Here is a 25,578-nt window from a genome sequence, read left to right on the forward strand (position 1 = left end):
TCAATTTGCTAATTTGCTAATTTTCTCATTTGCTAATTAACAAATTCCCTAATTTCCCTCTTAGCCGCAGTGCGTTCCTTCTTATAGCTCTTCTCTACGTAAGTGCTTTTGAAGTCAGAGCCATTAAAGGTACGAACAGGATTGCCCCGCTGCACTTGGGTGTGATTGTTCCAATGGTTTTGCGCTTGCTCGGCAAGTTGCCGAAGCTCTATTTCAGCGAGCTTTTCCCTCAGACGGTTGAGGGCGAGCTTCTTATTGTCGAGTTGCGAACGCGAGTCCTGCGCAAATACGCTGACACCAGTAGGCAGGTGGGTAGCACGTACTGCCGAATTTACCTTGTTTACATTCTGTCCGCCATTGCCTTGCGACCGAGTAGTTTGGAATTGTACATCGCGCTCCGAGAAAGGCTGGCGTTGCAGTTGGTTAAGTTCAAAAACGCCTATATACCAATTGCTTCGCTGGTGGAATTTGCGAAAGGTGCTCTTGCCAACCCAACAAACCGTACCGAGCCAACTTTTCAGGAAATCCGATAGCTCCTTTCCTTTAAGTTGTAACGTAACCGATTTTATAGTCAGATTAGCATCGCCTTCCTCTCGGCTGAGAATAGTATAGTTGATACCTGCTTGGGTAGCCTCTTGCAAAAATATTTTCAGTACTTTAGCTACCACCCATTGGCATTCTAAGGGACCACGCCCTGCGGTGATTTGTATGATTTTTTCTTCCATTTTTTCTTTTATTTTATAATTGCACATATGGCTTGCACTCTAAAAGCATCTCCCCTATTTCTATTGCTGGGGTGTGATACTTAAGGGGGGCAATCTCTTTCAGTGGAGTGCGTTTGTACTTTTCCTTAGGTGTATAGTGCTTTTGATATTGATTCCACGAATAACTACCTCCATAGATTTTACTATTGCGAAGACGAGAAACGCCTTCGGGGGTAATATATAGATTTCCCATTTTTCAATTGACAATTAATAATTAACAATTTAATTGCTTCGGGAAAATGTGATAGGAAGATGTCCTAAAAATTCTATTTGTGAGGAAAAACAAAAAGCCCGAAGCGGGTGCTTCGGGCTCTTCTATATTTTATACTATTATTCTAATCAAGCAGATACGCCACGAAGCGTTACCTTGTGCAAAGGTAATACAGATGCGATATGTAACTTGATGTAGGTCATTTCTTCGTGTGTATTTATAAGGTTAAACAATGATTTGTTCGTAATTCGGCGGCAAAGGTACTACTATTTTTTGAATTAGCAAGAAAAAAAGAAGAATTATTTTTTAAATAGTGTTGTTCCCTAAATAGTTAAACATAAATTTATAAGCTATATTTCTGTTGGCTTGTTCTGAAAGTTCTTTTATAAGCTTATCTTTTTCAGCATTGGTTAGTTTTTTTTAGCTTCTTTTTTAGCGGGTTTAGCTGTTTTTGTAATTAATGTCTGCATAGTATTTTAGTTTTTGTGGTTACACAAGGTAATAATAAAATCTGAACAAACAAAAATCTATATATAATTCCAGATTTCTACCAATTCCAGAAACAAGAATATTTATTTTTTGCAGAAAATTCCCTTTAAAAAGCTGAACAAGAGATAAAAGAATAGCATTGGTACAATCAACTCACCAAATGATACCAAACTAATGGTAGCGTCCTTATTACATAAACTTTTAAGGAAATGATATAAGTTTTGAGGGAAATGTAATATAGAGTTAGGATTCTTAAATAGTACATAATACACAAACAGTACAATAAAACTATAGCTTATTAAACCGTAGACTAATAAGAGAAAATCTATTTTTGTCCACTGTACCTTTTTACCTTTGATCATTCTAAAAATATCACCTATTTTGCGGAAAGAGTGTTGCAAAAGGTTAGGTTTATTTGTAATATCTGAGAGTATCCAATAACCATCGCTTCTGAGAAATGGATTGAGATTAAAAAAAGTATGTAAACAAACAATAATAGCAATGAGAGTTAGACTTATTTGTCCTAACAATAACCCTACTAATGAGAGCAAGGTACAGAAAATGATTTCAAAATACATTCCTGCACAATTTACTACCACCCGTTGCCATTTCTTGAGTCGCCATACATCAGTAACATCGGCAAAATAAACAGGAGTAAACAAATAGAAACCACCGCCGATTCCTCCGTGTTCTGCCCCAAAATGGCTTGCTGCGGTAGCGTGCCCCAATTCGTGAAAAGTAACACTTATAGCCATTACCACCAAAAAGAAAATAACACTTTCTTGCACCTTAAAACTCTTATAACCATCTAAAAGTAAATAAAGCTCTGTACCTATCACCATTGTACAGACGAATAAGATAAGCCAAGCGATTTTCTTGCGAAAAAGAAAATGTAGTGAAGGGGTGATTTTAGCAATAAAACGCTTGCTAAAAATGATAAAACTCAGCTTGAGATAAGAAGGCTTTTGATAAGGTTTTATTTGTTCTTCTTCGCCTTCTAACAATCCATACTTTGAGAGTTTGTTGTAAAGAAGAAAGTGCAGAGCGTTTACTGTAATTTTCTTTTCAGATTGCTGGTTGTGTAGTTCACATATCTCTTGAAGAGAGCGCTCATTGTCTATGAGTGAAAGGAGGTCATAAGTATCTTTATTAATTTTCAAATAATGCTTATGCAGAATGTTACAGAGAATAAACTCTTTATCATTGAGTTTATTGAAAGTAATAGAGGGATTAATATGTGGAATTTTGTTTTGCATTAGAAGCAAAGGGCTTTAAGGGCGTAAGCCGTAGTGAGTGTCTCGCTTTTATAAGGTTCGTACGCTTTAGGTTTGATAAAGTTCATAGCTTCCCACCCTCCTGAGGTATTTTGAGTAGCAAGCAATTGTTCTTGTAGGATTATAGCAGTTTCATCAGTGTTGAGCTCCACTATTTTTAAAGTGAGTAAAGCCAATGCCATAGAAAGGGGTTCAGTAGGGAGATGAGTTTTGATATAATTGACAGCACGCTGTATCTGGTTTGTATATTGCTCACTAAAGCGTTGCAACAAGCGCACACAAACGTAGGTACCATAGTAATTGCCGTAATACCAACGACTCTCCCAATAACCTTCTTCTTTTTGTTGAGAGAATAAATAACTAATTCCTTTTTGGATAACAGACAAATAGGCTTTTGGGTCATAAAGATGGAGCGCATACAAGAAGTTAGCTACTACCTCCACATCGGGACCTGTACCCCATTTGCTTTCGTTGAAATACTGTTGCTTTTGCTGTAGAGGTGTTAGGTTGTGCTTGGGAAGTATCCACGTTTCAATGCCCCCATTAGTACAACTTCTACTATTGATAGCCGTATCAATAGCTTTTTGACAGTGTTTAGCAATCTCATTTTTTTTGCCAATATGAATAAAGAACTGCATTATTTGCGCCAAATCGTCAATATCAGGAGCTATTTCTTGTACGGTGGGGAAGTATTGCCAAGCGCCTACTTCGGGATTGATACGCTCCATAAAGTAGTGGAATTCCTCCTCAAAGAAAGATGTAATGAGCAACTGGTATCTTTGAGCAATAGTGTAAAAGCAATCGTCTAATAGTGCACGTTGGAAAGTATCGGAGGTATGTACCTGACAAGTGTTCTCAAAGCCTTCGGCATTACCTAAGTACATAGTATGTTTCAGTTCAGCGTAATGCTGACGGAAATCTTGCTCTATAAAATCCAAGCCTTTGTGTATGCTCTCTTCTTTTACTGCTGAAAAATTGAAAAGAGGGGCAGTGTTTCGTTCTTTTTTAAGAGCAAGAGTGGTTTTTAGCACAGCCAAATAACCTTCGGTAGTTTCCAAATAGCTTTGGATAGTAGTAATCATCTGCTCAATAGTTTGCAACCACCCGCTGGGAATATTCAGCTCAGCTACTACAGCTTTTGCCTTTTCAAACTGTACAATAGCTTCTTTCAGCAAGTCTTGCCCCACGCCTTTTACAAACAAATATTTGTGAAGGGTGTTAGGCTCGTGTTGTTCTCCTGCAAAATCTACTTTTTGTTGCAACTGATAAACCGCCCAATTGAATTGCCCACGGCGTACATCACGTGCAAAATCTTTTACATCGTCATAGAGCTGAAACCCTACTGAAAAATAGCGATGTGACAATAATAATTTTTTGTACACAGCCTTGTTTTGAGAGTTGCTTTGTACCCAAAGGCTATCTATAGCTATTTTGCCAAAAGCCGACTTGTCATCTGCTAAGCTACTGTATTGTTCAAACGATACTTCAGGGGTAGTAAGTAGGCGTTTTTCGGTTTGTATAGCCTTAAAGTACTCCGCTTTACGCTGTTGCCATAGTTCCCAAAAAGACGATTTATAACCGTAAATACTTGTGAGAATTTTAATTGTTTCCTCTTGCAAGGCAAGCATCTCTACCAATGCTTTTGTATCGCCCTCATCTACTAAGGCGTCTAAACAAAGCACTGCATTGTAATAGGTATAACCTGCTTTGCAGAGCAAATGTAAGGTTTCAGCACTTATAGTAGGAAAATAAGTGTGAAACAAAGCGGGGTAATGCTTGTAAAATTCTGGAGATTTCTCAGTGGAGGGCATAAGGCTATTGGTTTATAAATTCTTGTTCTTCTTTAGTAAGTAAAAACTTGGCTTCACCTTGTTTGTGAGGGGTAACATATTCAAAGAAAGGTTTTTCTACGTCTATTCTATTTTCTTTTTTGATATGTTTGTTTTGTATACCTGTGCGTAAAAAAGATTGCTCAATATTAACATAATCTTGCTTGTTTTCATATTGAAACATACAACTCATTTTTACAGTAAATGAACTGAATAATAATTTATTGTTGTAAGAGGTAAAGGTAAGTTCCCAAGTACCTTTGTTATTAATTGTCTTGTAAGGTATCTTTTTCTTTTCTGACACTCCGCCTCCATTTATAGGTTTTTGAGTGAATGCAATTCGCTTGATAGCATTAGTAGTATTATCAAAATAAATTACTGAATTTGCAAACTGTATTATTTCTTTATTGGAAATAATGTCAAAATCAAAAGTTACAATAGTATGCTCTTTATCCTTTTCTACTTTTTTGATTTGTATATTCTTAGCATTATACAAAAACACTAAATATGGATTGAGATGAAGATACTGAAAAATAAAAGTAGGTTCAAAAAATGCTGAGTTGGTTCCGTCTTCAAAATTAGAAATCTTGGAATAATCAGTATTTTTAAGGTGTATTTGTACATTTTTATTTAATGGTTCTTTAAACTGATATACATAATTCTTACTCCACCAGTCTAATTGTATTTGGTAAAGTCTTCTTAGAGTATCATTTCTTATCATCTTTTCTCGATAAGTACACTCTACTATCTTTGCCTTAGTGTCATATAATTTGAAGTAATTATCTAAAACATACTTCACTCTCTTCTTCAAATCAAAATTGTACAACACAACTTCCTCAAGTTGTATTTCCTGAGGATTGAGATAAATGGTTGCTTTAGCAAAGGTTTTATCTGTGAAATTCTTCTTAGTAGTATAGCCTATATGACTCAAAGTAAGGGTATCATTTTCTAAAGCTATTTTTGCCTTGCCTTCTTCGTTAGTAATAGTACCATTGATAGAGTTAGTATAATATATCTCTACATTACTTATAGGTAGTTTTGTTGTAGCATCAAGTACAGTAAATTCTATTGTTTGAGCTTGTAATAAACTTTGCAACAAGAAAAATTGTATTAGTAAAACTTTTTTCATACTTAGGTTTTAAAATAAGGGTAATTAGAAAAACTAATTACCCTATGCGAAATTAATTTATTTAATAGGAAGTGTTGCTCCAGCTTTACCTCCTAAATTCCCATTGTGGTCTACAGTGATTTCGAAATTCATAGAACCACCACTAAACCATCCCATTTCATAGCGCTTTTCAAGTTCCTCTACTTCAAACGCATTTACTAAAGCTTTTTCGTCAAGTTCGCAAACTTGCACTTTGTTTACATTTGTTTCCATAACTATTTATATTTTAATACTGGAAATCAAACCTTCTTTGGGTAAGGCATCGGTTACTTCCTTTTTACGGTACAAAGATAAAAAAAAGTATTTTAAAGTAACCAAAAGAAAAGTACAGTTTAACTCAAATTTAACAGTAAATTCTTTATAAAATAAACAATTATAAAGGTATAACCTACTAAAATTTTTAGAACTCTTAATTTTTTGAAAAAATGATATATTTGGAAGGTATTTTTTAACAACTTAGCAAAGATAGTGTAAAAACGATACTTATCTAATGATAATATAGAGAATATTTTTACAAAAAAAATCAACATAAAAAATACTGAATTGAATTTAGAATAGCCTTTTGCCCCTCTGCTACATAGCCTGTAGCTGAGCGGTATTTAAACATAAATGCTGTGAGAAACGAATATAATTCTCTATCTATAGTTAAGCTAGTGCGTTTAGTGTGTTCTATTAGTACATTTATCTTGTTATATTGGTCTTCTGAAATAATACTGATGTTATTAATGCTGTTTACCGGTATCTCGATGATATGCAATAGCTTAAAAATGTATAATTTATCTTGACATAGCATAAAGGGAGGTAAGTGATACAATAGTCTCGATACTTGCTTTACCTTTTCCAAATAGGCAAAATCTTCTTCGCTCATCTCTGCCAAGAGCAGTTGTTGCGCTTGTGTAGTCCTATTGATAATGTAGTATAAATAATAGAAAATTATTAGCAAATATGGGACAAATGTGGTAATAGACGTTAACAATATATAACCAAAAAGCAAGTAGGGTACGCTATCCATTTGGCGTATCACCTCAAAATCGACACACAGCCCAATAAACAGAAAAGGGATTAACGAAAAGACAATTGCTGCGATTATAAAAATATATTTTATAATTTTTTTTCGCTTAGTGATGTATAGCTGTCTCGCCTCAGGTAGAGGAGAAGACGGGCAATAGGCTTCTACTCGCTTTTCAAAATCATTTCTGTGCGTTTTTAAATACCATTTAAGGGCATAAAAAACACCTACTGCTACCGAAAGCTCTATAGTAAAAAATAGAATCTGATCCATAAAAAACATAAAAGCTAAAACAATATCGCATTGTTTTAGCTTTTCATAAATTTTGCGGAGAGAGAGGGATTCGAACCCCCGGAGGTGTTACCCTCAACGGTTTTCAAGACCGCCGCATTAAACCGCTCTGCCATCTCTCCATTTGCACCAATATTCCGTTGTTTCATTTATGCGGGTGCAAAGGTACGACTATTTTTTAAACTTGCAAATTTTTTGTCAAAAAAATATCAACTTTTTTTACTGCAAAAATATAATACATTATTAATCAGCGCATTTAATCATTCATTGTCAATAAAAACTCTTCATTGTTCCTACTCTGTTTTATCCTATTTTCCATAAATTCCATTGCCTCAATAGGGTTCATATCTGCCAAATATTTTCGTAGCACCCAAATTCGGTTCAGTGTCTTTTCGTCAAGTAAAAGGTCATCACGGCGCGTAGAAGAAGCCATTAGGTCAATAGCAGGGAAAATACGCCTATTAGCAATACGGCGGTCTAATTGCAGTTCCATATTACCCGTACCTTTAAATTCCTCAAAAATAACCTCATCCATTTTAGAACCTGTATCTGTCAGTGCTGTAGCTATGATAGATAAAGAACCACCATTTTCTATATTACGAGCAGCACCAAAAAAGCGCTTCGGACGATGCAAAGCATTAGCATCCACCCCTCCAGTAAGTATTTTGCCCGAAGCAGGTTGCACCGTATTATAAGCACGCGCCAAGCGAGTTATCGAATCCAGAAGTATCACCACATCGTGCCCACATTCCACCATTCGTTTCGCTTTTTCCAATACAATATTAGCTATTTTTACGTGTTCAGCAGCCTCTTTGTCAAAAGTAGAAGCAATAATCTCACCACGCACATTGCGTTGCATGTCAGTAACCTCTTCAGGACGCTCATCTATCAGCAGTACCATCAAATACACCTCAGGGTGATTTTTGCTAATAGCATTAGCAATTTCTTTTAGTAAGGTCGTTTTTCCCGTTTTAGGTTGTGCCACAATCATTCCTCGTTGTCCCTTACCTATGGGTGCAAAAAGGTCTATTAAGCGTGTTGAAGTAGTACTTCCCTTGCCAGCCAATTCAAATTTCTCATTAGCAAATACAGGTACTAAGTGTTCAAAAAGCACGCGGTCTCTCACCACTTGAGGGTCTAACCCATTGATTTTTATAACTTTTAATAACGGATAATACTTTTCTCCCTCTTTAGGCGGACGTACCTCTCCGTGTACCGTATCACCCGTTTGCAATCCAAATAAACGAATTTGTGAAGGGGAAACATAGATATCATCAGGCGAAGCTAAATAATTATAGTCCGAAGAACGCAAAAAACCATACCCCTCAGGAGCAATGTCCAACACCCCCTCACAATCAACAATACTATCAAACTCAAAATCAGGAGCGCGATAACGATTCTTTTTCTCCTTATCAAAGTTATAAGAATCTATATAACTATCATAGCTATTGTTATTGCTGTTATTATTGTTATTATTGTTATTGTTGTTGCTATTATTGCCGTTACCATTACCATTATTATTACTATTATTAGTAGTGCTAACAGCAGCATTATTAGGGTTCTGATTTTTGTTTTGCAGATTATTCTTTTTCTGATTATCTTGGTGTGAGCTACCTACTTTTTGTGGAGTATCTATTTTTTTCTTCTTTGTTTTCTTGCTCGTAGGCTCTTTTTTAGCAGTAGACTCATTAATTTTCACTTTGGGTAGAGTAGTTGTTTCTTTTTTAGCAGCAGCTTCTTGTGGTTGGTCGTCAGCCTTATTATCTTCAGCAGGAACTGTTTTTGCTTGATAATTAATAATTTGTTCAATTAGTTCAGGCTTATTTAGCGACCTATATTTAGGTACATTTAGCTGCTTAGCCATTTCCTGTAATTCAGTTAGCTTTTTTGCTTTTAATTCTGTAAAATCAGACATTTCTAGGTAAAAAATAGTTGTTATTAAGGTGAATGATTATATACTAGTAGTTGAAAATCTTTGGTTTTTCATTCTTGTTTCTCAGAAAGTTACGTGGTTATTCTGATATAATAAGGAAGAGGAATCGGGCGCAAAGATACAAAATAATGTTTAATGTTCAATTTTTAATAAATATTTTTTTTTGCGCTGCCAATGCCACCCCCAAGTAATTTTTTTAGTTTGTCTTTTGGTAAAATAAATCTTTAGGTTCGGTCTGTTATTAATTTTATATTGATATTTCTTTATATCTTCAATAGTCATTTGTAGTTGTTTGACAACAAAGAAAAACATTTATTTTTGTTCAGTAAATTGCATTTACTACTAGAACTTACAAAAAACAAAATTAAGCACTAATCATTGATAATTAAACATTATTTCATATCTTTGCCCCGAAAAATAGTTTCAATAATGAAAAGAACAATACGACATATTTTAATAACAGGTAGTATTATATTGATGTCAGGTTTTTTAGTGAATGCAATGTCAGTAAAAAAAGATGAAAAAAACATCTACGAGCAAGCTGAAGAATTGCGTTCAGACGAAACAACTACCCTAGAAGATACTGAGGATTCCCCCCTAAAAGAGAGCTTTTTTAATAATTACAAAGTATATGCAATTGATTTGCCTGAAAAATTAGACTTTGCAGGCGAAAGAGTTCCTATTGAAGAACCCGATGTATATGAGCGTCTTGACCGTGAATTTTTAGTAAATACCTATTGGCAATCAAATGGATTGTTGTATATCAAGCGAGCTAATAAATACTTCCCTATTATAGAGCCTATTTTAAAACGTAACAATATCCCCGATGATTTTAAGTATTTAGCACTTATAGAAAGCGGACTTACCAATGCGGTATCACCAGCAGGAGCAAGTGGTTTTTGGCAGTTTATGAAGTCGGCAGCTAAGGAATATGGTTTAGAAGTAGGTGATCAAGTAGATGAGCGTTACCATTTAGAAAAAGCCACTCAGGCTGCTTGTGATTATCTAAATGCAGCCAAACGCAGTACTGGCAGCTGGACAATGGCTGCAGCAGCTTACAATGCTGGCGTAACCGGAATGAATAGGCAAGCCAATCTGCAAGAAACTAATAATTATTATGACCTTTGGCTAAACAATGAAACCTCTCGCTATGTTTTTCGTATTTTAGCAGTGAAAGAAATAATGAAAAACCCTAAGAAGTATGGTTTCATATTTGATAAAAGACATTTGTATAACGAGCTGCCTACTTATAGTGTAATGATAGATTCTTCAATAACCAACTTAATCAGCTTTGCTAAACAGTACAATATCACTTATAAAGATTTAAAAATATACAATCCTTGGCTGCGTGATAGAAAATTAGAAAATAAAGATGGTAAAACCTATTATATAAAAATACCAAAAAAGTAAACCTATAAAAAGATGTAAGCACAGCAGCTTACATCTTTTTTATTTGTAGATTAGGCATATTTTTTGGAGCAAACATTTCCAATATAGGTAAATTTCCATTAGTAATCCATAAATGCGAAGGTGTAGTTGTTTTCTCATTCAATAGGTGATATTTAGCAAGTATATTACGGGTCTGTTTAGCAACTGCGTAACCCGAATCTATTACTTTTATATGAGAAGGTATAATTTGTTGTATTTGAGGTAATAAATAAGGATAGTGCGTACACCCCAACACTAAATAATCTATTCCTTGTGCAACCATTGGTAAGAGATATTTGCGTAACAAAACTTCCATTTCAGGACTTTCTATAGCACCAGCTTCTATCAAATCTACAAGCCCCTCCCCTACTTGCTCTATAATTTGTACTTGTTCTTCTTGTTTCAAATGCTCACTTGTTTGGGCAAATAGGCTACTTGTGAGCGTACGCCGTGTTGCCAGCACACCTATTTTTTTAGTAATACTTTGCAAACCAGCAGGTTTAATGGCTGGTTCTATACCTATAAAAGGTATTTGTTTATATTTATCTCTCAAATAAGTAATAGCATTGGTAGTACCTGTATTACAAGCTACTACTATTATTTTAGCTCCGCTATCCAATAAAAATTGCGTATTTGCGTCACATAAAGCTATAATCGCTTCACGACTTTTTTCACCATAGGGAGCATTTTTATTATCTGCCAAAAACAAAGTATTTTCATATGGCATTAGGCTAACAATTTCTTTCCAAATAGTACTCCCTCCTACTCCCGAATCAAAAAGACCTATAGGTGCTGTATTTTTATCATTTAAAGTGTCCATTCTTAATCATTTTTTACAGTACAAAATTAAAAAAAGTGTTCTAATTAAGAACACTTTTCCAAAAAATTAACTTACTATGATTAAAATCCTAATTTCTTTTTTACTACACTATACAAGTCTTCTCCTGTAGCTACAATTACGCTTGAGCCTGTACTTGAATCTAATACATACTGAAGTCCTTTTTCTTTAGCTACATTTTCAATTGCTGTTTTCACTTTCTTAAGCAAAGGTTCTACTAGCTCTTGTTGTTTCTTTTGTAGGCTTTGTGCAGCTGTTTGTTGTGATTGACGGATGTTTTCTTCCATCTTTTGTAACTCTTCTTGTTTTTTTAAGAACTCCGTTTCACGAGCTTTTAATTGAGCTTCTGTAAGTGCTGCTATTTCCTTTTGATACTTTTCTGCACGAGCTTGTAGTTCTTTTATAGCTGCCTGAATATCGTTGGTATAGCTTTGTTCCAATTTCTTCAATTGGGCTTCTACCGATTTTCTTTCGGGCATTTCTTCCAAAAGTTTTTGCACATCAATATGTGCTATTTTCACTTGTGCAGTTACTGCCGTAGTAGCTCCTATAAATAGAGCTAATGCTATCATCAGCGTTCTAATTTTTTTCATCATTGGCTTTATAATTAATTGTTTTTAAAAGTTTACTATTTTCCTTGTTGTTTTTTTGCTTCTCTTTCTTGTTGCAATTTTTGTGCTTGTTCAGCTTGTGCTTTTTGGCGTTGTGCTTTTTGGGCTTCCCGCTCTTCTTTCAGTTTTTGCTGGCGTTCTTCTTGCTCTTTTGCTTTTTGTAATCGCAAGGCTTCGCGCTGTTGCTTCATTTCTTCCGTTTTTCGTAAGCGTTCTTGCTCATATTGCACTCGGCGCTCTTCACGTGCTTTTTCAGCCTCTTTTCGCTTCTTTACTCGTTCCTCTACAAACTCAAAATCATAACTCTCTTTTAGCAGTTCAGCCATATCTTTATTCCTATCTTCGGCATTATCTTTCTTCTTTAATGCTCGAAGTACCACTTTGCTCAAGTTATGCTGTTCAGTAGAATATAACATTGTAGCTTCGCTTTTTTCAAATATAAAGTCATATTTGCGCATTTTACCTATCTCTTGTACTATATTGAATACTTGATCTTGTATAGGCTTTGCCAACATAAACTTCTGGCTTATATACTCTCCTTTCTCAGGGTCAAATTTTTGTTCTTTATAAGCATTCAAGTTTCGTTCCAATAGGGCTATTTCTTCTTCTTTATCTTTGATAAGTTCAGGAGTAAGAAGAGCACGCTCTGCTTCCAATTTTGCTTTTTCGGCTGCTATTTTTTCTGTTCTTTTGTCTATTTCTTGTTGCCATTGGGCTACTTGCAAAGCAAATTGCTCACTTGCCACTTTATAGTCTTCTAATTGCCCCAAAATGTATTCCATATCTACATAACCTATCTTAGACGGTTTTTGTGAATAGGATACCTTTACAGCGCATAAGAATATCAAAAATAATATCTGTATTTTTTTCATAGAAAATATCGTGCCAAAAATTAAAATTGCTGACCGAAAATAAAATGTGTTTGCCAACCACTGCGATTATTAGAATTAGCAGGATTATCAAAACCATATCCAAAATCTATACCAAGCATACCAAATTGTGGCATAAAAAGTCGTAATCCTAAACCAGCAGAACGTTTTACCTGAAATGGATTGAAATTGCTCAACCCGTTATACACATTCCCTCCTTCGGCAAATGCCAATCCGTAAATTGAAGCCATAGGTTTTAGCGTAATAGGATAACGCAGTTCTAATGAGAATTTATTAAATACATTCTCTCCATCGTCGGTAGATAGTCCGTAGTTTTCATAACCACGTAATTGTATTGTTTCGCGGCTATCCATATTGTAATAGCTCAAACCATCACCTCCCATAAAGAAACGTTCAAAGGGAACAATACCACGTTGTTTATTATAAGCCCCTAAGTAACCCATTTCAGCACCGAATTTCAGTACAAATTTGCTATACAAATTGGTATACCAAGCCGAGGTGAATTTCACTTTGTAAAACTCTAACCAGCGGAAGCGCTGTTGGTCTATTTCAGATATTCTATCGGCGTTTTGTGCAGTTACAGCTGCTGTGCGTTCATTGGCAAGTTGCTCATAATTTACACCATTAAAAAGCGAATATGGAGGGGTAAGCTTTAAGCTAATATTAAAGTTACTGCCCGACATCGGATAAATAGGGTTAGGTCCACTTGAGTTTCGTGATAATGATAGTGTATAAGCCAATGAGTTTGACACGCCATCTTTGAAGGTAAAAAGCCCTAAGTTGGCATAATTTTTCAAATCGTAGTGGGTGTAGCCCAAGCTATGTGAAATCTGAAAATAGTCATCGGGAATGCGCAAGCGTTTTGCTAAACCTACACTTGCCCCTGTGATATAAACACGTCTGCTTTTATCTACATCATAATTGCGGTAATTGTAACCAAATTGCTCGGTACGATTAAACGACACCGAAAACTGCACAGGCTGTTTGCCTCCCATCCAAGGTTCTGCAAATGTAAAGCCATAAGTGCGGTAATACCTACTCACTTGTACACTAAGTGAAAGCGACTGTCCATCACCCATAGGTACGGGGCGATATTCCTTAAAGTTAAAAAGGTTCTTAATAGAAAAATTGTTGAAAGACAATCCCACTGTACCTATAAAAGTACCACCACCATAACCACCTTGTAATTGTACTTGGCTAGAACCTGTTTCGGTAAGGTTGTATTCTATATCTACCGTTCCTGCATTAGGGTCGGCATTTTTAAAATCGGGATTGATGTTTTGTGCATCAAACAATTGTAATTGCCCCAACTCACGCACGGTACGCACTACTGCATCTTTGCTGTACAAATAGCCAGGACGGGTGCGCAACTCTCTATATATTACATAATCATTGGTACGCTCATTTCCTACTACTGATATTTTATTGAAATAAGCAGGTTTCCCTTCTACTATGCGTATTTCAAAATTAATAGTGTCATTAACTACTGATGTTTCCACAGGGTGTACCTGAGAGAACAAGTAACCACTATTTTGGTATAAATTTGCTATATCTTCAGAATCGGGTTTTGAGTTGTCTTGAATACGTTTTTTCAACAATACTCCATTATAGACATCTCCTTTTTTTATACCCAATACTTCATTTAGTACACGGTCGTTATATACAGAGTTACCTAAGAAGCGAATATCGCCAAAGTAGTAACGTTTTCCTTCTTCAATAGCAATTTTCAAATCAATATTACCATCTTTATTGCGTATGAGAGTATCATTCACTACACGAGCATCGCGGTAACCTCGCTCTTTATAGAAGTCTACTAATTTTGTTAAATCTTCTTCAAAGTCTTTTTTTACGTATTTTGAGCGTTTCCAAAAGCGTCCCGCAAAGCGTTGTTTTGTCTTTCTGAGTTTTTTACGTAGTTTTTCTTGTTTAAATTCCTTATTTCCCTCAAAAGTAATATTATCTATTTTTACTTTACTACCTTTATCTATATGGATAAGCATTGAGAGCCCGTTAGCATCAGTAATTGTATCTACGGGTTTAGTATTTATTGTTACTTTGGTATTTAAAAAACCTTCTTTTCTATACTTATTAATGAGATAATTTCGGGTATTAGCTATTAGGCTTTCATTTACCTTTACTCCTTTTTTGTCAAGACCAACATCCTTTAGCAAACTTTCTTTCTTTTTTTTGCTAACTCCTGATATTTGGGCATCAACAAGTGAGGGTGTTTCCTGTATAGCCAATTCTAAGAACACCTTATCGCCTTCGGTACGTTGTATGTATATATTTACATCGCTGAACAACTTATAGCCCCACAATTTATGTATAATAGCACTAAATTTTTCACTTGGTATTTCTATTTCGTCACCTACTTTTAGTCCTGAAGTTGTGAGTATTGTTTGAGAGTTATAACGTTTTGCTCCCGTTACTTCTATGCCTCCTATAGTATATTTTTTTCCTTGTCCTAATGAAATTCTCTCTTCTTCTTGAGCATTAGCTAAGCTTATGAGCGTTATAAATGCTACGAATAATATTTTTTTCAACATAGTGTTATGTAAGTTGTTCGCTAATTTTTCCAAATCGTCTTTCTCTACCCTGATAGCTTAACAAGGCTGTTTCTAAATCTTTTTTAGTAAAGTCTGGCCAAAGTACATCAGTAAAATAGAGTTCGGCATAAGCTATTTGCCACAATAGAAAGTTACTGATGCGGCATTCGCCGCTGGTACGTATCAACAAATCTACATCAGGTAAATTGCTGGTATACAGATGTTGTTTAAATAGTGTTTCATCAATATTCTCTACAGCTAAATCTCCTTTACTCACTTTATTGGCTATGTGTTTTGCAGCTGTCAGCAATTCTTCGCGAGCACCGTAGCTAAGAGCCAAAGTAAGTGTAGTGCCTGTATTGTGTTTTAGTTTCTCTATGGTATTTAATAATACTTCTTTTGTTTTATCAGGAAATCTATCCAAATTACCAATCACATTCAGCCTCACATTATTCTTATTGAGGTCATCAAATTCTTTCTTCAAAAACTTGACTAATAAATCCATCAAAGCTTTCACCTCATCAGCAGGACGATTCCAATTTTCAGTCGAAAAAGCATAAAGTGTAAGATACGGAATCTTATGTTCTACACAATACTCTAAAGTTTGTCGTACAGAACGTGCCCCATTCTCGTGACCAAAAATACGTAGTAACCCCTGCTTTTTTGCCCATCTACCATTACCGTCCATAATGATAGCCAAATGTTTAGGATATTTCGTTATTTCCATATAAATTACTATTTCCTACAATAACACGGTTCTTCTCCGAATGTATAAGTGAGTGTAAATCCTGTAAATGTATACCAATCATTGGTAGCTTTATTACCAAAGGTAAAAGTGCGCCCTTGTGGGTTGCTACCGTCTAAGTTATTGGTAAGAGTATATCTGAATCCTACTTCTCCCGCCAAGATAAGTCGGCTTGTTATTTTCTTTTTAATTCCGAAAATAACGGGTACGGCGTATCCTGTGGAGCGTTTTGTAGTATCGGTAGCATCTACAGGGGGTTGTGTATGCGCATTAAAGTACAAGTCATCTTGCCAAAAACCCGCGATGCCCATATATACATAAGGTGTCATTGGTTTATCCAGCAGGTGTTTTATACGAAAACTATAAAAGTTAAATTCAAGCCCTGTTGTAAATTCAAGCAAGTGGTTTTTGTAACTAAATTGTCTATTTATTTTTCCCCGTATATCGGAGGTGCTGTCATCGCCTCGCAAAGATGCAGCTGTGATTTGAAAGCGGAGGGTTAGGCGCTCGTGCATATTCCATTTTACTAAGCCTCCAAAAGCGGGCTCATTAGGATAGACATAATAAGTGCTACCCACATCCGATATAGGATTGCTTCCTCCTAAGAAAGCTCCTATTTCATACCTTTGTGCCGATGCGATTTGCACCGTTAATAGTATTCCGATAATATATAAACATCTATACATATATACGCTATTCTATGCAAGGTGCAAATATAGGGGTTTTATATGAAACAACATCTTTTTTTTACTTTTTTTTTTTGATTTTTTTGTATTTAAGATTTTTATAATATATATCTTGCTGACTTATAATAATATACAATTATTGTGCCATTTTGTTAAGTTTAATGTTTAAAGTGCATAGTACTACCATACTTTTTAAGAACGAATAATAATTGCTTGCCAATCCTTCGTTACATATTCGGCTACACCTGCTCACCTACTTTCCTTCGGTGCGAGCCGTATAGGCTTTTATGCTTCGCCGAAATTTTAAATGCTGGATTGGGTGATGTACTTTATAGTGTTATTAGCTTTTATTATCAATTTTTTATTGTTTATCAGTATTTCTTTTGTATTTTTGCACATCAAAAAAAATTAATCTTTATTATGGCAAACATTGAAAAAATAAAATGCCTTATTATAGGCTCTGGTCCTGCTGGTTATACAGCTGCTATTTACGCTTCTCGTGCTAATCTTTCTCCTGTGCTGTACCAAGGAGAACAACCTGGTGGACAGCTTACTACTACTAACGAAGTGGAGAACTTTCCTGGTTATCCTGAGGGGGTAATGGGTAGTGAACTGATGATACATTTAGAACAACAAGCCAAACGTTTTGGTACCGATATACGCAATGGGTGGATTACTAAGGTTGATTTTTCAGCTCTGCCTCACAAAGTGTGGGTAGAAGATAAAGAAATTCACGCTGATGCGGTAATTATTGCTACTGGGGCTTCGGCTAAATACTTGGGATTGCCTTCAGAACAGCATTATCTTAAAACAGGTGGCGGGGTATCGGCTTGTGCGGTATGTGACGGGTTCTTTTACCGCAATCAGCACGTGGCTATCGTAGGAGCTGGCGACTCGGCTTGTGAAGAGGCTCTTTACTTGGCTAATATTTGTGCTAATGTTACAATGCTTGTGCGCCGCGATGAGTTCCGCGCTTCGCAAATTATGAAAGAACGCGTATTGAAAAACGAGAAGATTAAAGTCCTTTTCAATACTGAAACTGAAGAAATTATAGGGGACGGACAGGTAGTTACGGCTATCAAAGTACGCAATAACAAGACTAACGAAAGTACCGAAATTCCTATTACAGGTTTCTTCGTAGCTATTGGGCACAAACCTAATACTGATGTATTTAAAGCTTATATAGATACTGATGAGGTGGGGTATATTAAGAATGTGCCTGGTACTTCACTTACCAACGTAAAGGGTGTGTTTGTGGCTGGTGATGCTGCTGACACTCGCTACCGACAAGCTATTACTGCGGCTGGTTCGGGCTGTATGGCAGCATTAGATGCTGAAAAGTACTTAATGACACTTGAGTAGATTTAGGGTTTAGATAAATATTTAATAAAAAAGAGGCTGTTCTTATGGTGAATAGCCTCTTTTATTTTATCTGTTTGTGCCGCTGGCAGCTAATTTGCTAATTTGCGATGAATAATCCTATCCATATAATCCTGCATAAAGGCTTTCAGGTCTTTGATGCCCTTTTGTATTTCGGCATTGTCTTCTTTTCCTAATAGATTATCTTTAAGTCCTCCATCTTCTTTTTTATAGATGCCATTTACCTTTCCTGTTTCGTCTATTATATAGATGTAATTTCCTTGCATCATTTGGTAGTTCATAGCATTAGATATAAAAGCTCGTGGTGTTTCATCGGATAATTTAGTAAATACACTGCGCCCCCACGAGCGGAAGGGTTTGTTATAGCCCATTAAGTCGGCTAATGAGGGATAAATATCTATTTGTTGCGTTATTTCAGAATTTACCCCTGTGGGCACTAAGTTAGGATTAGGACTATAGAACATTATAGCAGCCCCCATACCTGTAATTGGCTGAAAATACTGCTCGTAATAGGTTTGATTGGGGTGGTCATTTACAAAGACGAAAATAGTATTCTGGTACCAAGCTTGTTTTTTAGCACATTCAAAAAATTGTTTCAGAGCATAATCGGTATAACCTATACATTGATGTATTTCTAAATGTCCTTTAGGAAACTTACCTTCGTATTTTTGAGGTATTTTGAAAGGGTGATGAGACGAAAGTGTAAAGATAGTACCAAAGAAAGGTTGTTGTTTTTGGGAGTAGGTATTGCACATATATTGGAAAAAAGGCTCGTCCCAAATGCCCCACATACCATCGTCATCGGCATCGTTATTGTATTCGGTTTTACCATAATAGTGGTCAAAGCCCAAGATATTAGAAAAACCTAAGAAACCCATTGAGCCATTAGGTGCTGAGTGAAAAAAAGAAGTATTATACCCCATTTCCTTAGCTACCGAAACCACCGACTGCACGGGTTGTTGTGAATAAGGTGATGATGTATAAGCCACTTGTATTGTAGGAATACCTGCTAATACCGATGACATTCCGTGTATGGACTGGCGCCCTGTACAATAGGCATTATCAAGTACATAAGAATGCTGCGAAAGCGAGTCTAAAAAAGGAGTATAGCTTTCAAAATTGGGAATATTCGTCTTTTTATTCATACAGCCCCAATACTCTTTGCCAAAACTCTCCAAAATAAATAACACTACATTAGGTTTTTGGGGTATTTGGCGGTTATATTGCTTAATAGGCTTTAAATTTTTGGATATATATGCTTCATCTACTAAGTGATATTCCTTAAAGCCTTTACTTTTGCCCAATGTGCGTATCAGGGTAAAAGGAGTATTGAGTATCACATCAGCTTGAGCGGTAATATTCACGTGCCTGCTGGCATCTACAATATTTATTGGTCTTGAAGAATGCGACAAAGTACCACCTCTAATCCCTGTAAGTGTTCCTAAAACTGCCAAAGCTAAAAAGAGTACTGAAGTGATGAAATAAGGAACTATTGCAGGTTGTTTTTCATTCACTTTCACCCGCTTGTAAAGTAGTATCCATAAAAACAACAAACCTGCAAATAGTAATATCATATACCAATACAAGCCTACAAAATTCAGTAATAACTTTCCTTTTTCTTCATTTTCAATCACAGCGAAGGAAGCTGTTGTAAGGCGCGATTTGCTGTAAGGATAGTACAAAACATCTACAAAATTAAGCAAATAAGCCACCCCATTCGTAATAAAGTAAACGTATAGCAACAGTTTTTGATAAAAAGGCTTGGTATTGATACGCAAAGGCAAGAAGCTGAGCAATATAAATAGTAAATTTACGTACAATATAGCCGTAGTATCAAACTGCAAACCATAATACCACAATTTTAAGAAAAGAGAAAAAGTAGCAGGTTCTCCCATAAATTCAGCATTCAGGATAAAGAAAAAAGCTCTTGCTATGGCATAAAATAAGTATATCAACAATAAACGATACAAAAATACTAAGTACTCTCTAATTCTCATAAATAATTATAGTTTTTTTTAGATGATTTGCAATACAAGTATTACCACCGCCAGCAGCGCAGTCGCAATAAGCACTCCGCGTGCGCGTTCATTTTCATAGCGATGAATAAAGAAGAAAAAAACAGCGAGATTTAACAACGCTCCTAAGAGAATGAGTTTGCCTAAATAGCCTTTATAGAAGGCATCTAATAGGGTGTCATATATAGAATGTTGCGAGAAAATTAGTATATAAGCCAATATTCCTATAGCATCAGCAAGTAAGCCCACTATAAAACCAATAATATGGTCTCTAATTTCTATAAATCCCATTGTTTGAAGTGTTCTAATGAATTATACGCTGTGAGGTCAAACTGTATGGGTACTACTGATATATAGCCATTTTCAAGTGCCCATTGGTCAGTATCAGTACCTTCATCTTGGTTTACAAAAGTACCTGTCATCCAATAGTAAACGCGCCCTTGAGGATTTACGCGTTTATCAAATCTTTCAATCCAGCGTGAGCGTGCTTGCCTGCATATTTTCACCCCTTTTATTTCTTCTTGGCGAAGGTTAGGAATATTTACATTCAGCACGGTACCTTTAGGAAGACCATTAGCAAGTACTTTTTCGGCAATACGTTTGATATAAGCACGAGCTTGTGAAAAATCGGCATTCCAAGTATGGTCTAAAAGTGAAAAACCTATAGCAGGTATATCTTCAGTGCCAGCCTCTATAGCGGCACTCATTGTCCCCGAATAAATTACGTTGATAGAAGCGTTACTCCCGTGGTTGATACCACTCACACAGAGGTCGGGCAAGCGCCCATTTAGCACCTCGTGTTTAGCAATCTTCACACAATCGGCAGGAGTACCACTACAAGCATACTCACGTGTAGCGCCATTTTGTGAAGGCACAGGGTCACAATACATAGTAGCATCTAAGGTTACGGCGTGTCCTTTGCCGCTTTGGGGAGAATCAGGCGCTACAACTACTACCTCACCTAATTCTTGCATAATATCAATAAGATAACGAATACCAGGAGCGGTAATACCGTCATCATTAGTTACTAAAATTAATGGTTTTTGCATATAACATCAAGTTATTTTTTGAGGGTACAAAGGTACGAAAATAATGATAAATGACAAATGATTAAATGATTTTTGCTATCTCGTTTTTTTTCACTACCTTTGAAGCGTAAAAGAACATTAAAATCAACAACCAATGATTATTCATCATTTAGGGGAAGAACCCTCTGTATTAAATCGTTTTATCGCACAACTCCGCGATGTAAATATTCAAAACGACCGTATGCGATTCCGCAAAAACTTAGAGCGTATAGGCGAAATTCTCTGCTATGAGATGAGCAAGTTCCTTCACTACAAAAGCGAACTCATTACTACACCTTTAGGCGAAAAGAAAGTGCAACTACCTAAAGACGAAATTGTTATTTGCTCTATACTGCGTGCAGGATTAGCACTCCATCAAGGGCTTATGAACTATTTTGACAATGCCGATAGCGCTTTTATCTCTGCTTACCGAAAGCATACTTCCGAAACTGATTTTGACATCAAAATAGAGTATCTTGCTTCACCTTCATTAGAAGGAAAAATACTCTTCCTCGCCGACCCTATGCTCGCTACAGGGCGATCGTTTGCCAATGTATATACTGCTTTAGCACCTTTGGGAAAACCTAAAGAAGTGCATCTTTTTGCTGTTATTGGTTCGGTACAAGGTATTGATTACTTAGAAGATAAATTTCCCGAAACTACTCATCTATGGATTGCTACTATAGACCCTGCCTTAAATGAGCACGGCTATATAGTACCAGGTTTGGGTGATGCTGGCGACTTAGCTTTTGGTGATAAAATGGAGGAATAAAAACACAGCTGGTAGTGATAACATCAGCCAAAGGAGTGTTTCTTTTAGCCACCATACTCTTATTTTTTCTATATATAAGGCAAAAAGTACGGCTATAGGGGCAAAACTGTACAACACTTCGCCCGATAATACGGCTACACCTATAGAAACCCATAAAAACTGTATTACTATTAGTGAGCTTATAGTGTGGTAACTTCGTTTAAAATAATAAATAATAAGTGATATTAGCAATAATACCACCAAGCAAACTAAGGCTACTAAGTAGGGTATAGAATAATTGTGAAAGATTTCTAAATATGTCCATTTATATTCTGTAACAGAAGTATATAAAAAAGGAATAACGGGATAGTACGAATTTACCACAAGCGTCACACTGCCAGCAAGTATAGCTACCACTACAATTGCTAATAATGGTATAAACCAATAACGCCGTTTTTGGGCTCCATAAAATAGTAGGGAAATCCATACGTTTAGCAAAAATAATAAAGCCCAATAATGCAACAAACTGGCACACACTATCAATAAGGAGGTATCGAACAATTTTTGGGCGATACCTTCTCCCGTTTTTAGAGTAAGAACGCGCCAAAGTGCAATAACTATCAGTAAATTAGCTCCTATTAGGTTAGGTTCTGCAAATACAGAAGGAAATAGCACTACAAAAATACTAAAAAATGCTATAGAATAGCTATTTTTTGTTTCGGTAAGTTCATTCCAACGGTCTATCTGGTGTAGTAAAAGCAAAGTAAAAAACAAAAGTACAAACGAAAGTAAAAGTTTCCCTACTCTGTACATATCGTGAGTAGTCGGCGCAAATACTACATACTCATAAAGGGCATCACCTATAAGTAATGCCACAAGTACAATAGCAAAAGTGCTAGGCTTTATATTTTCAAGGTATTTTGAAAGCATCAATTACTGATAGTTATAATATTACCTGCTACCGATACCGCATAATTAAGCAGTGGATAAACACCCTCCCGCTTATCTGTACTGATAACTCCTCCATTTGCCAAACTATATACAGTGTGGTCGCAAGAGCATTGCACAAATATAAAGGAGTGTTTATTAGGGTCATTACAAGGCTCAAAACGATCACTTTCAGATACTTTTGTAGCACAAGTAAGCCGCTCACAAGTATTTACTGAATGATTAGGGCAAGCAGCCTCCCAAGCGTAATACGTATTGCCGGTTGTATGCGTAACAAAAAAACCCTTTATCCCTCCATAGGGCACAAATACCGTACTAAAATCGCTTTTCAAAACATTATAAAGCGGTAAATTTGTATTAAGTGAATAGCTAAAACGAGCTTCACCCAAATTAGGATTCCGCAGCAAACGTTCTTTTTGGCAAGCCGATAAACAAAGTAGTGTTATCAAAAAAAATAAATATCGTTTCATCTATTTTCCAAAAACATAGCCTACACCCAAGCTCAAAGTTCTGTTTTTAAAATCGTAGTTATTACTAAATCCTATTGTTGTAAGACTTGCATTATTTTCAAAAATATTAGTAACCCCTTGCACCCATCGTATTTGGAACACCCAGCCTGTATCAGTAGTATAGCCTACGCCCAGTGTCATAGCACCATCTACTACATCTATAGCCTCTTGTTTCACGCGAGTTACGGGATCTGTAGCATCAAAATAGAAGTTTGGGTTTGCAATGCGGTATTCCAACTGAGGTCCCACGTGCAAGTTAATACCTTTTCCTATGTTGAAACGTGCTAATACAGGCACCGAAAGATAATCCAAGTCCAATATACCTTTACCATATTGAGTCGTAGTAATTTTAGCACCACGCCTATTGTATATACATTCAGCTTGTGCCGAAAATAAGTTAGAAAGCGGAAACTCAAGAGTTACCCCTGCGTAATAGCCGTGATAAGCACTTATGGTGGCATCAGCCGCCATTTCACCTTTTAGGGTAGCGTAGTTATAGCCCGCTGTAATTCCTATGTACTGGGCTTTCAAGCTATAAAAGCTCAATGTAAGCATCATTAATAATATTATTTTCTTCATTGGTTATATTTTTTTAGTTGTTATAATTTTTACAGGACAAGCTTTCTGTGCCTTTTCACAGTTCTCAAAGATACTATCATCGTGCGATTTTATAGTAAAAAATCCCTTCTTTTCAGTAGATTTTAGCAATACACTTTTACCATCTTTTTTTGACATTTGAAACTGCTCGGGGGCTGCCTCTACACAATAGTTGCAGCCTATACATTTATCCCGTTGTAAAGTTACTATTACCATTTATTACTCTTTAGTCCTTAGTCTCTAGTTCTTAGCCGTTAGTCTCTAGTACATTAGTTCTCAGCTGTTAGCAAAAACTGCCCGTGCGGCTCGCACCTAACGCCTAATTCTTAACTATTTTATACAATTTATCAGATAATCGCACTCTGAAATCTGTCTTGATAGTACAAGAATCACCTTTTTTAGCGCGCTCGGCAGGCTCATCATTCACCATCATACTGGTAAGTACCAGCTCTTGTACCCCCGTAGAAGGCCCCGTAATAAGCAGTTTATCACCTATTTTTATATCAAAAGCCTCAATGGCAAATTCAGCGATGCCCGTTTTAGGAAAATAATGTTTTCCTTGTCCTATGTATACCTTCTTTTGGGTAGCGTTAGAACCAGGACTATCACTCCATTCTCCTAATTTTTGTCCTAAGTAATATCCCCCCCAAAAACCGCGATTATACACCGTTCTCAAGGCTTCTATCCAGCCTTCAAACTTTTCTTTGCTATAAGTACCCTCGTAATAAGCATCTATAGCCTCTCGATAAGTACGAATTACCGTAGCCACATATTCAGGAGCACGCCCACGCCCCTCTATTTTTAGCACTTTAGCCCCCGTATCAATCACTTGGTCAAGGAAGTCTATAGTGCAAAGGTCTTTAGGCGACATCATATACTCATTGTCCAGCTCTATTTCAAAACCACTCTCTTGGTCTATTACAGTGTATTTTTTGCGACAATTTTGCTTACAAGCACCCCTATTAGCCGAGGAGTTATGTGAGTGCAAACTGAGGTAGCATTTACCTGATACCGCCATACATAGAGCCCCGTGTCCAAATATTTCAATCTCTACCAAATTTCCCGAAGGCCCCTTTATCTGTTCCTTCTCTATTTGCTCGCATATTTTTTTTATTTGTCGGAGGCTTAATTCTCTACTCATTACCATCGTATCGGCAAACATTGCATAAAAGCGTACCGTCTCTATATTGGTAATATTTATTTGTGTAGAAATATGCACCTCCATACCTATTTGTCGAGCATAGGCTATTACTGCCTGATCCATCGCTATCACTGCTGTAAGTTTTGCCTTTTTAGCAGCATCCAGTAATGTTTTGATGATTGTAAGGTCGTGATCGTAAATAATTGTATTGAGGGTGAGATAAGTGCGAATACCCTTAGGTGCACAACGGCGTGCTATTTCTTCTAAGTCATCAATTGTAAAATTGATACTTGCCCTTGCGCGCATATTCAGCTGATCTACCCCAAAATATACCGAGTCAGCACCATTGTCTATTGCCGCTTGCAGCGATTCAAAATTACCCGCTGGTGCCATTAATTCTATCTTTCCTGTATTTGTCATTGTATAGTGAGTGAGGGTGCAAAGGTACAAATAATTTA

26 protein-coding genes and 1 tRNA gene are annotated in these 25,578 nt (G+C 36.3%); 4 read left to right on the plus strand and 23 right to left on the minus strand.

Annotated features, from left to right (window positions below):
* Positions 1-32: 32 nt before the first annotated feature.
* Entirely contained in the window at positions 33-725 is a 693-nt protein-coding gene (gene prfH, locus J4N46_RS00925; RefSeq protein ID WP_208057503.1) for a peptide chain release factor H, read from the minus strand.
* Between the two features lie 13 nt (positions 726-738).
* The gene (locus J4N46_RS00930) at positions 739-957 is read right to left on the minus strand and encodes a hypothetical protein (protein WP_208058024.1); all 219 of its coding nucleotides are present in this window, start codon (positions 955-957) and stop codon (positions 739-741) included.
* A 79-nt stretch (positions 958-1,036) separates the two neighbouring features.
* Between J4N46_RS00930 and J4N46_RS12820 the strand changes: the two genes are divergently transcribed.
* Complete coding sequence (locus J4N46_RS12820) at positions 1,037-1,168, plus strand: hypothetical protein (RefSeq protein WP_009751308.1); 132 nt, start codon at positions 1,037-1,039, stop codon at positions 1,166-1,168.
* A gap of 379 nt (positions 1,169-1,547) precedes the next feature.
* Here J4N46_RS12820 and J4N46_RS00935 read toward each other — a convergent pair whose 3' ends face one another.
* The 7 genes from J4N46_RS00935 to rho form a co-directional block, all read right to left on the minus strand.
* A complete protein-coding gene (locus J4N46_RS00935; protein ID WP_208057504.1) occupies positions 1,548-2,720 on the minus strand; it encodes a site-2 protease family protein in 1,173 nt (390 codons plus the stop codon).
* The gene (locus J4N46_RS00940) at positions 2,720-4,549 is read right to left on the minus strand and encodes a prenyltransferase/squalene oxidase repeat-containing protein (RefSeq protein WP_208057505.1); all 1,830 of its coding nucleotides are present in this window, start codon (positions 4,547-4,549) and stop codon (positions 2,720-2,722) included. Before J4N46_RS00940 ends, J4N46_RS00935 begins: the two co-directional genes overlap by 1 nt.
* Before the next feature lie 4 nt (positions 4,550-4,553).
* Positions 4,554-5,696 (minus strand): carboxypeptidase-like regulatory domain-containing protein, encoded by a 1,143-nt coding sequence (locus J4N46_RS00945; protein ID WP_208057506.1) that lies wholly within the window; start codon positions 5,694-5,696, stop codon positions 4,554-4,556.
* Between the two features lie 57 nt (positions 5,697-5,753).
* Positions 5,754-5,948 (minus strand): hypothetical protein, encoded by a 195-nt coding sequence (locus tag J4N46_RS00950; protein WP_208058025.1) that lies wholly within the window; start codon positions 5,946-5,948, stop codon positions 5,754-5,756.
* 310 nt (positions 5,949-6,258) lie between these two features.
* Positions 6,259-7,017 (minus strand): hypothetical protein, encoded by a 759-nt coding sequence (locus tag J4N46_RS00955; protein ID WP_236013505.1) that lies wholly within the window; start codon positions 7,015-7,017, stop codon positions 6,259-6,261.
* A gap of 55 nt (positions 7,018-7,072) precedes the next feature.
* A tRNA-Ser gene (locus J4N46_RS00960) sits at positions 7,073-7,157 on the minus strand.
* Between the two features lie 134 nt (positions 7,158-7,291).
* Complete coding sequence (gene rho, locus J4N46_RS00965; protein ID WP_208057508.1) at positions 7,292-8,950, minus strand: transcription termination factor Rho; 1,659 nt, start codon at positions 8,948-8,950, stop codon at positions 7,292-7,294.
* Between the two features lie 447 nt (positions 8,951-9,397).
* On the opposite strand from rho, the gene J4N46_RS00970 reads away from it, so the two are divergent.
* On the plus strand, positions 9,398-10,378 hold the full coding sequence (locus J4N46_RS00970) for a lytic transglycosylase domain-containing protein (RefSeq protein ID WP_208057509.1): 981 nt from the start codon (positions 9,398-9,400) through the stop codon (positions 10,376-10,378).
* A gap of 28 nt (positions 10,379-10,406) precedes the next feature.
* Here the strand turns inward: J4N46_RS00970 and murI are convergent, their stop codons facing one another.
* The 6 genes from murI to porG form a co-directional block, all read right to left on the minus strand.
* On the minus strand, positions 10,407-11,216 hold the full coding sequence (murI, locus tag J4N46_RS00975; RefSeq protein ID WP_208057510.1) for a glutamate racemase: 810 nt from the start codon (positions 11,214-11,216) through the stop codon (positions 10,407-10,409).
* An 80-nt stretch (positions 11,217-11,296) separates the two neighbouring features.
* Positions 11,297-11,830: an OmpH family outer membrane protein gene (locus J4N46_RS00980; protein ID WP_208057511.1), complete on the minus strand. Its 534-nt coding sequence runs from the start codon at positions 11,828-11,830 to the stop codon at positions 11,297-11,299.
* 32 nt (positions 11,831-11,862) lie between these two features.
* On the minus strand, positions 11,863-12,717 hold the full coding sequence (locus tag J4N46_RS00985; RefSeq protein WP_009414923.1) for an OmpH family outer membrane protein: 855 nt from the start codon (positions 12,715-12,717) through the stop codon (positions 11,863-11,865).
* A gap of 20 nt (positions 12,718-12,737) precedes the next feature.
* Entirely contained in the window at positions 12,738-15,281 is a 2,544-nt protein-coding gene (locus tag J4N46_RS00990; RefSeq protein ID WP_208057512.1) for a BamA/OMP85 family outer membrane protein, read from the minus strand.
* A gap of 4 nt (positions 15,282-15,285) precedes the next feature.
* A complete protein-coding gene (locus tag J4N46_RS00995) occupies positions 15,286-16,008 on the minus strand; it encodes an isoprenyl transferase (protein ID WP_208057514.1) in 723 nt (240 codons plus the stop codon).
* 8 nt (positions 16,009-16,016) lie between these two features.
* Positions 16,017-16,712: a type IX secretion system protein PorG gene (porG, locus tag J4N46_RS01000; protein ID WP_208057516.1), complete on the minus strand. Its 696-nt coding sequence runs from the start codon at positions 16,710-16,712 to the stop codon at positions 16,017-16,019.
* Between the two features lie 420 nt (positions 16,713-17,132).
* Here porG and trxB point away from each other — a divergent pair, with 420 nt between their 5' ends.
* Complete coding sequence (gene trxB, locus J4N46_RS01005; protein ID WP_208057518.1) at positions 17,133-18,074, plus strand: thioredoxin-disulfide reductase; 942 nt, start codon at positions 17,133-17,135, stop codon at positions 18,072-18,074.
* Between the two features lie 89 nt (positions 18,075-18,163).
* Here trxB and J4N46_RS01010 read toward each other — a convergent pair whose 3' ends face one another.
* Genes J4N46_RS01010 through surE form a run of 3 tightly spaced genes read right to left on the minus strand, consistent with a single transcriptional unit; the run spans position 18,164 to position 21,156 of the window.
* The gene (locus J4N46_RS01010; protein ID WP_208057520.1) at positions 18,164-20,089 is read right to left on the minus strand and encodes an LTA synthase family protein; all 1,926 of its coding nucleotides are present in this window, start codon (positions 20,087-20,089) and stop codon (positions 18,164-18,166) included.
* Positions 20,090-20,107: 18 nt separating this feature from the next.
* A complete protein-coding gene (locus J4N46_RS01015) occupies positions 20,108-20,398 on the minus strand; it encodes a hypothetical protein (protein WP_208057522.1) in 291 nt (96 codons plus the stop codon).
* Positions 20,386-21,156, minus strand: a complete 771-nt coding sequence (gene surE, locus J4N46_RS01020) for a 5'/3'-nucleotidase SurE (protein WP_009414916.1) — start codon at positions 21,154-21,156, stop codon at positions 20,386-20,388. Before surE ends, J4N46_RS01015 begins: the two co-directional genes overlap by 13 nt.
* 133 nt (positions 21,157-21,289) lie before the next feature.
* Between surE and upp the strand changes: the two genes are divergently transcribed.
* Positions 21,290-21,946 carry a uracil phosphoribosyltransferase gene (upp, locus tag J4N46_RS01025; protein WP_009414915.1) on the plus strand — a complete coding sequence of 219 codons (657 nt, stop codon included), beginning with the start codon at positions 21,290-21,292 and terminating at the stop codon, positions 21,944-21,946.
* On the opposite strand, the gene J4N46_RS01030 is transcribed toward upp, so the two are convergent.
* The 5 genes from J4N46_RS01030 to J4N46_RS01050 form a co-directional block, all read right to left on the minus strand.
* Positions 21,917-22,855: a hypothetical protein gene (locus J4N46_RS01030; protein ID WP_208057524.1), complete on the minus strand. Its 939-nt coding sequence runs from the start codon at positions 22,853-22,855 to the stop codon at positions 21,917-21,919. The genes upp and J4N46_RS01030 overlap by 30 nt on opposite strands.
* Entirely contained in the window at positions 22,855-23,343 is a 489-nt protein-coding gene (locus J4N46_RS01035) for a hypothetical protein (RefSeq protein WP_009414913.1), read from the minus strand. Before J4N46_RS01035 ends, J4N46_RS01030 begins: the two co-directional genes overlap by 1 nt.
* Positions 23,344-23,961, minus strand: coding sequence for a porin family protein (locus J4N46_RS01040; RefSeq protein ID WP_208057526.1), 618 nt, complete (start codon positions 23,959-23,961; stop codon positions 23,344-23,346).
* A gap of 3 nt (positions 23,962-23,964) precedes the next feature.
* Positions 23,965-24,195: a ferredoxin gene (locus J4N46_RS01045; protein WP_009414911.1), complete on the minus strand. Its 231-nt coding sequence runs from the start codon at positions 24,193-24,195 to the stop codon at positions 23,965-23,967.
* 103 nt (positions 24,196-24,298) lie between these two features.
* Positions 24,299-25,540, minus strand: a complete 1,242-nt coding sequence (locus J4N46_RS01050) for a peptidase U32 family protein (protein WP_009414910.1) — start codon at positions 25,538-25,540, stop codon at positions 24,299-24,301.
* Positions 25,541-25,578: the final 38 nt, after the last annotated feature.

It is taken from the genome of Capnocytophaga bilenii (genome assembly GCF_017565765.1).
In the GTDB taxonomy this organism is placed as follows: Bacteria; Bacteroidota; Bacteroidia; order Flavobacteriales; family Flavobacteriaceae; genus Capnocytophaga; species Capnocytophaga bilenii.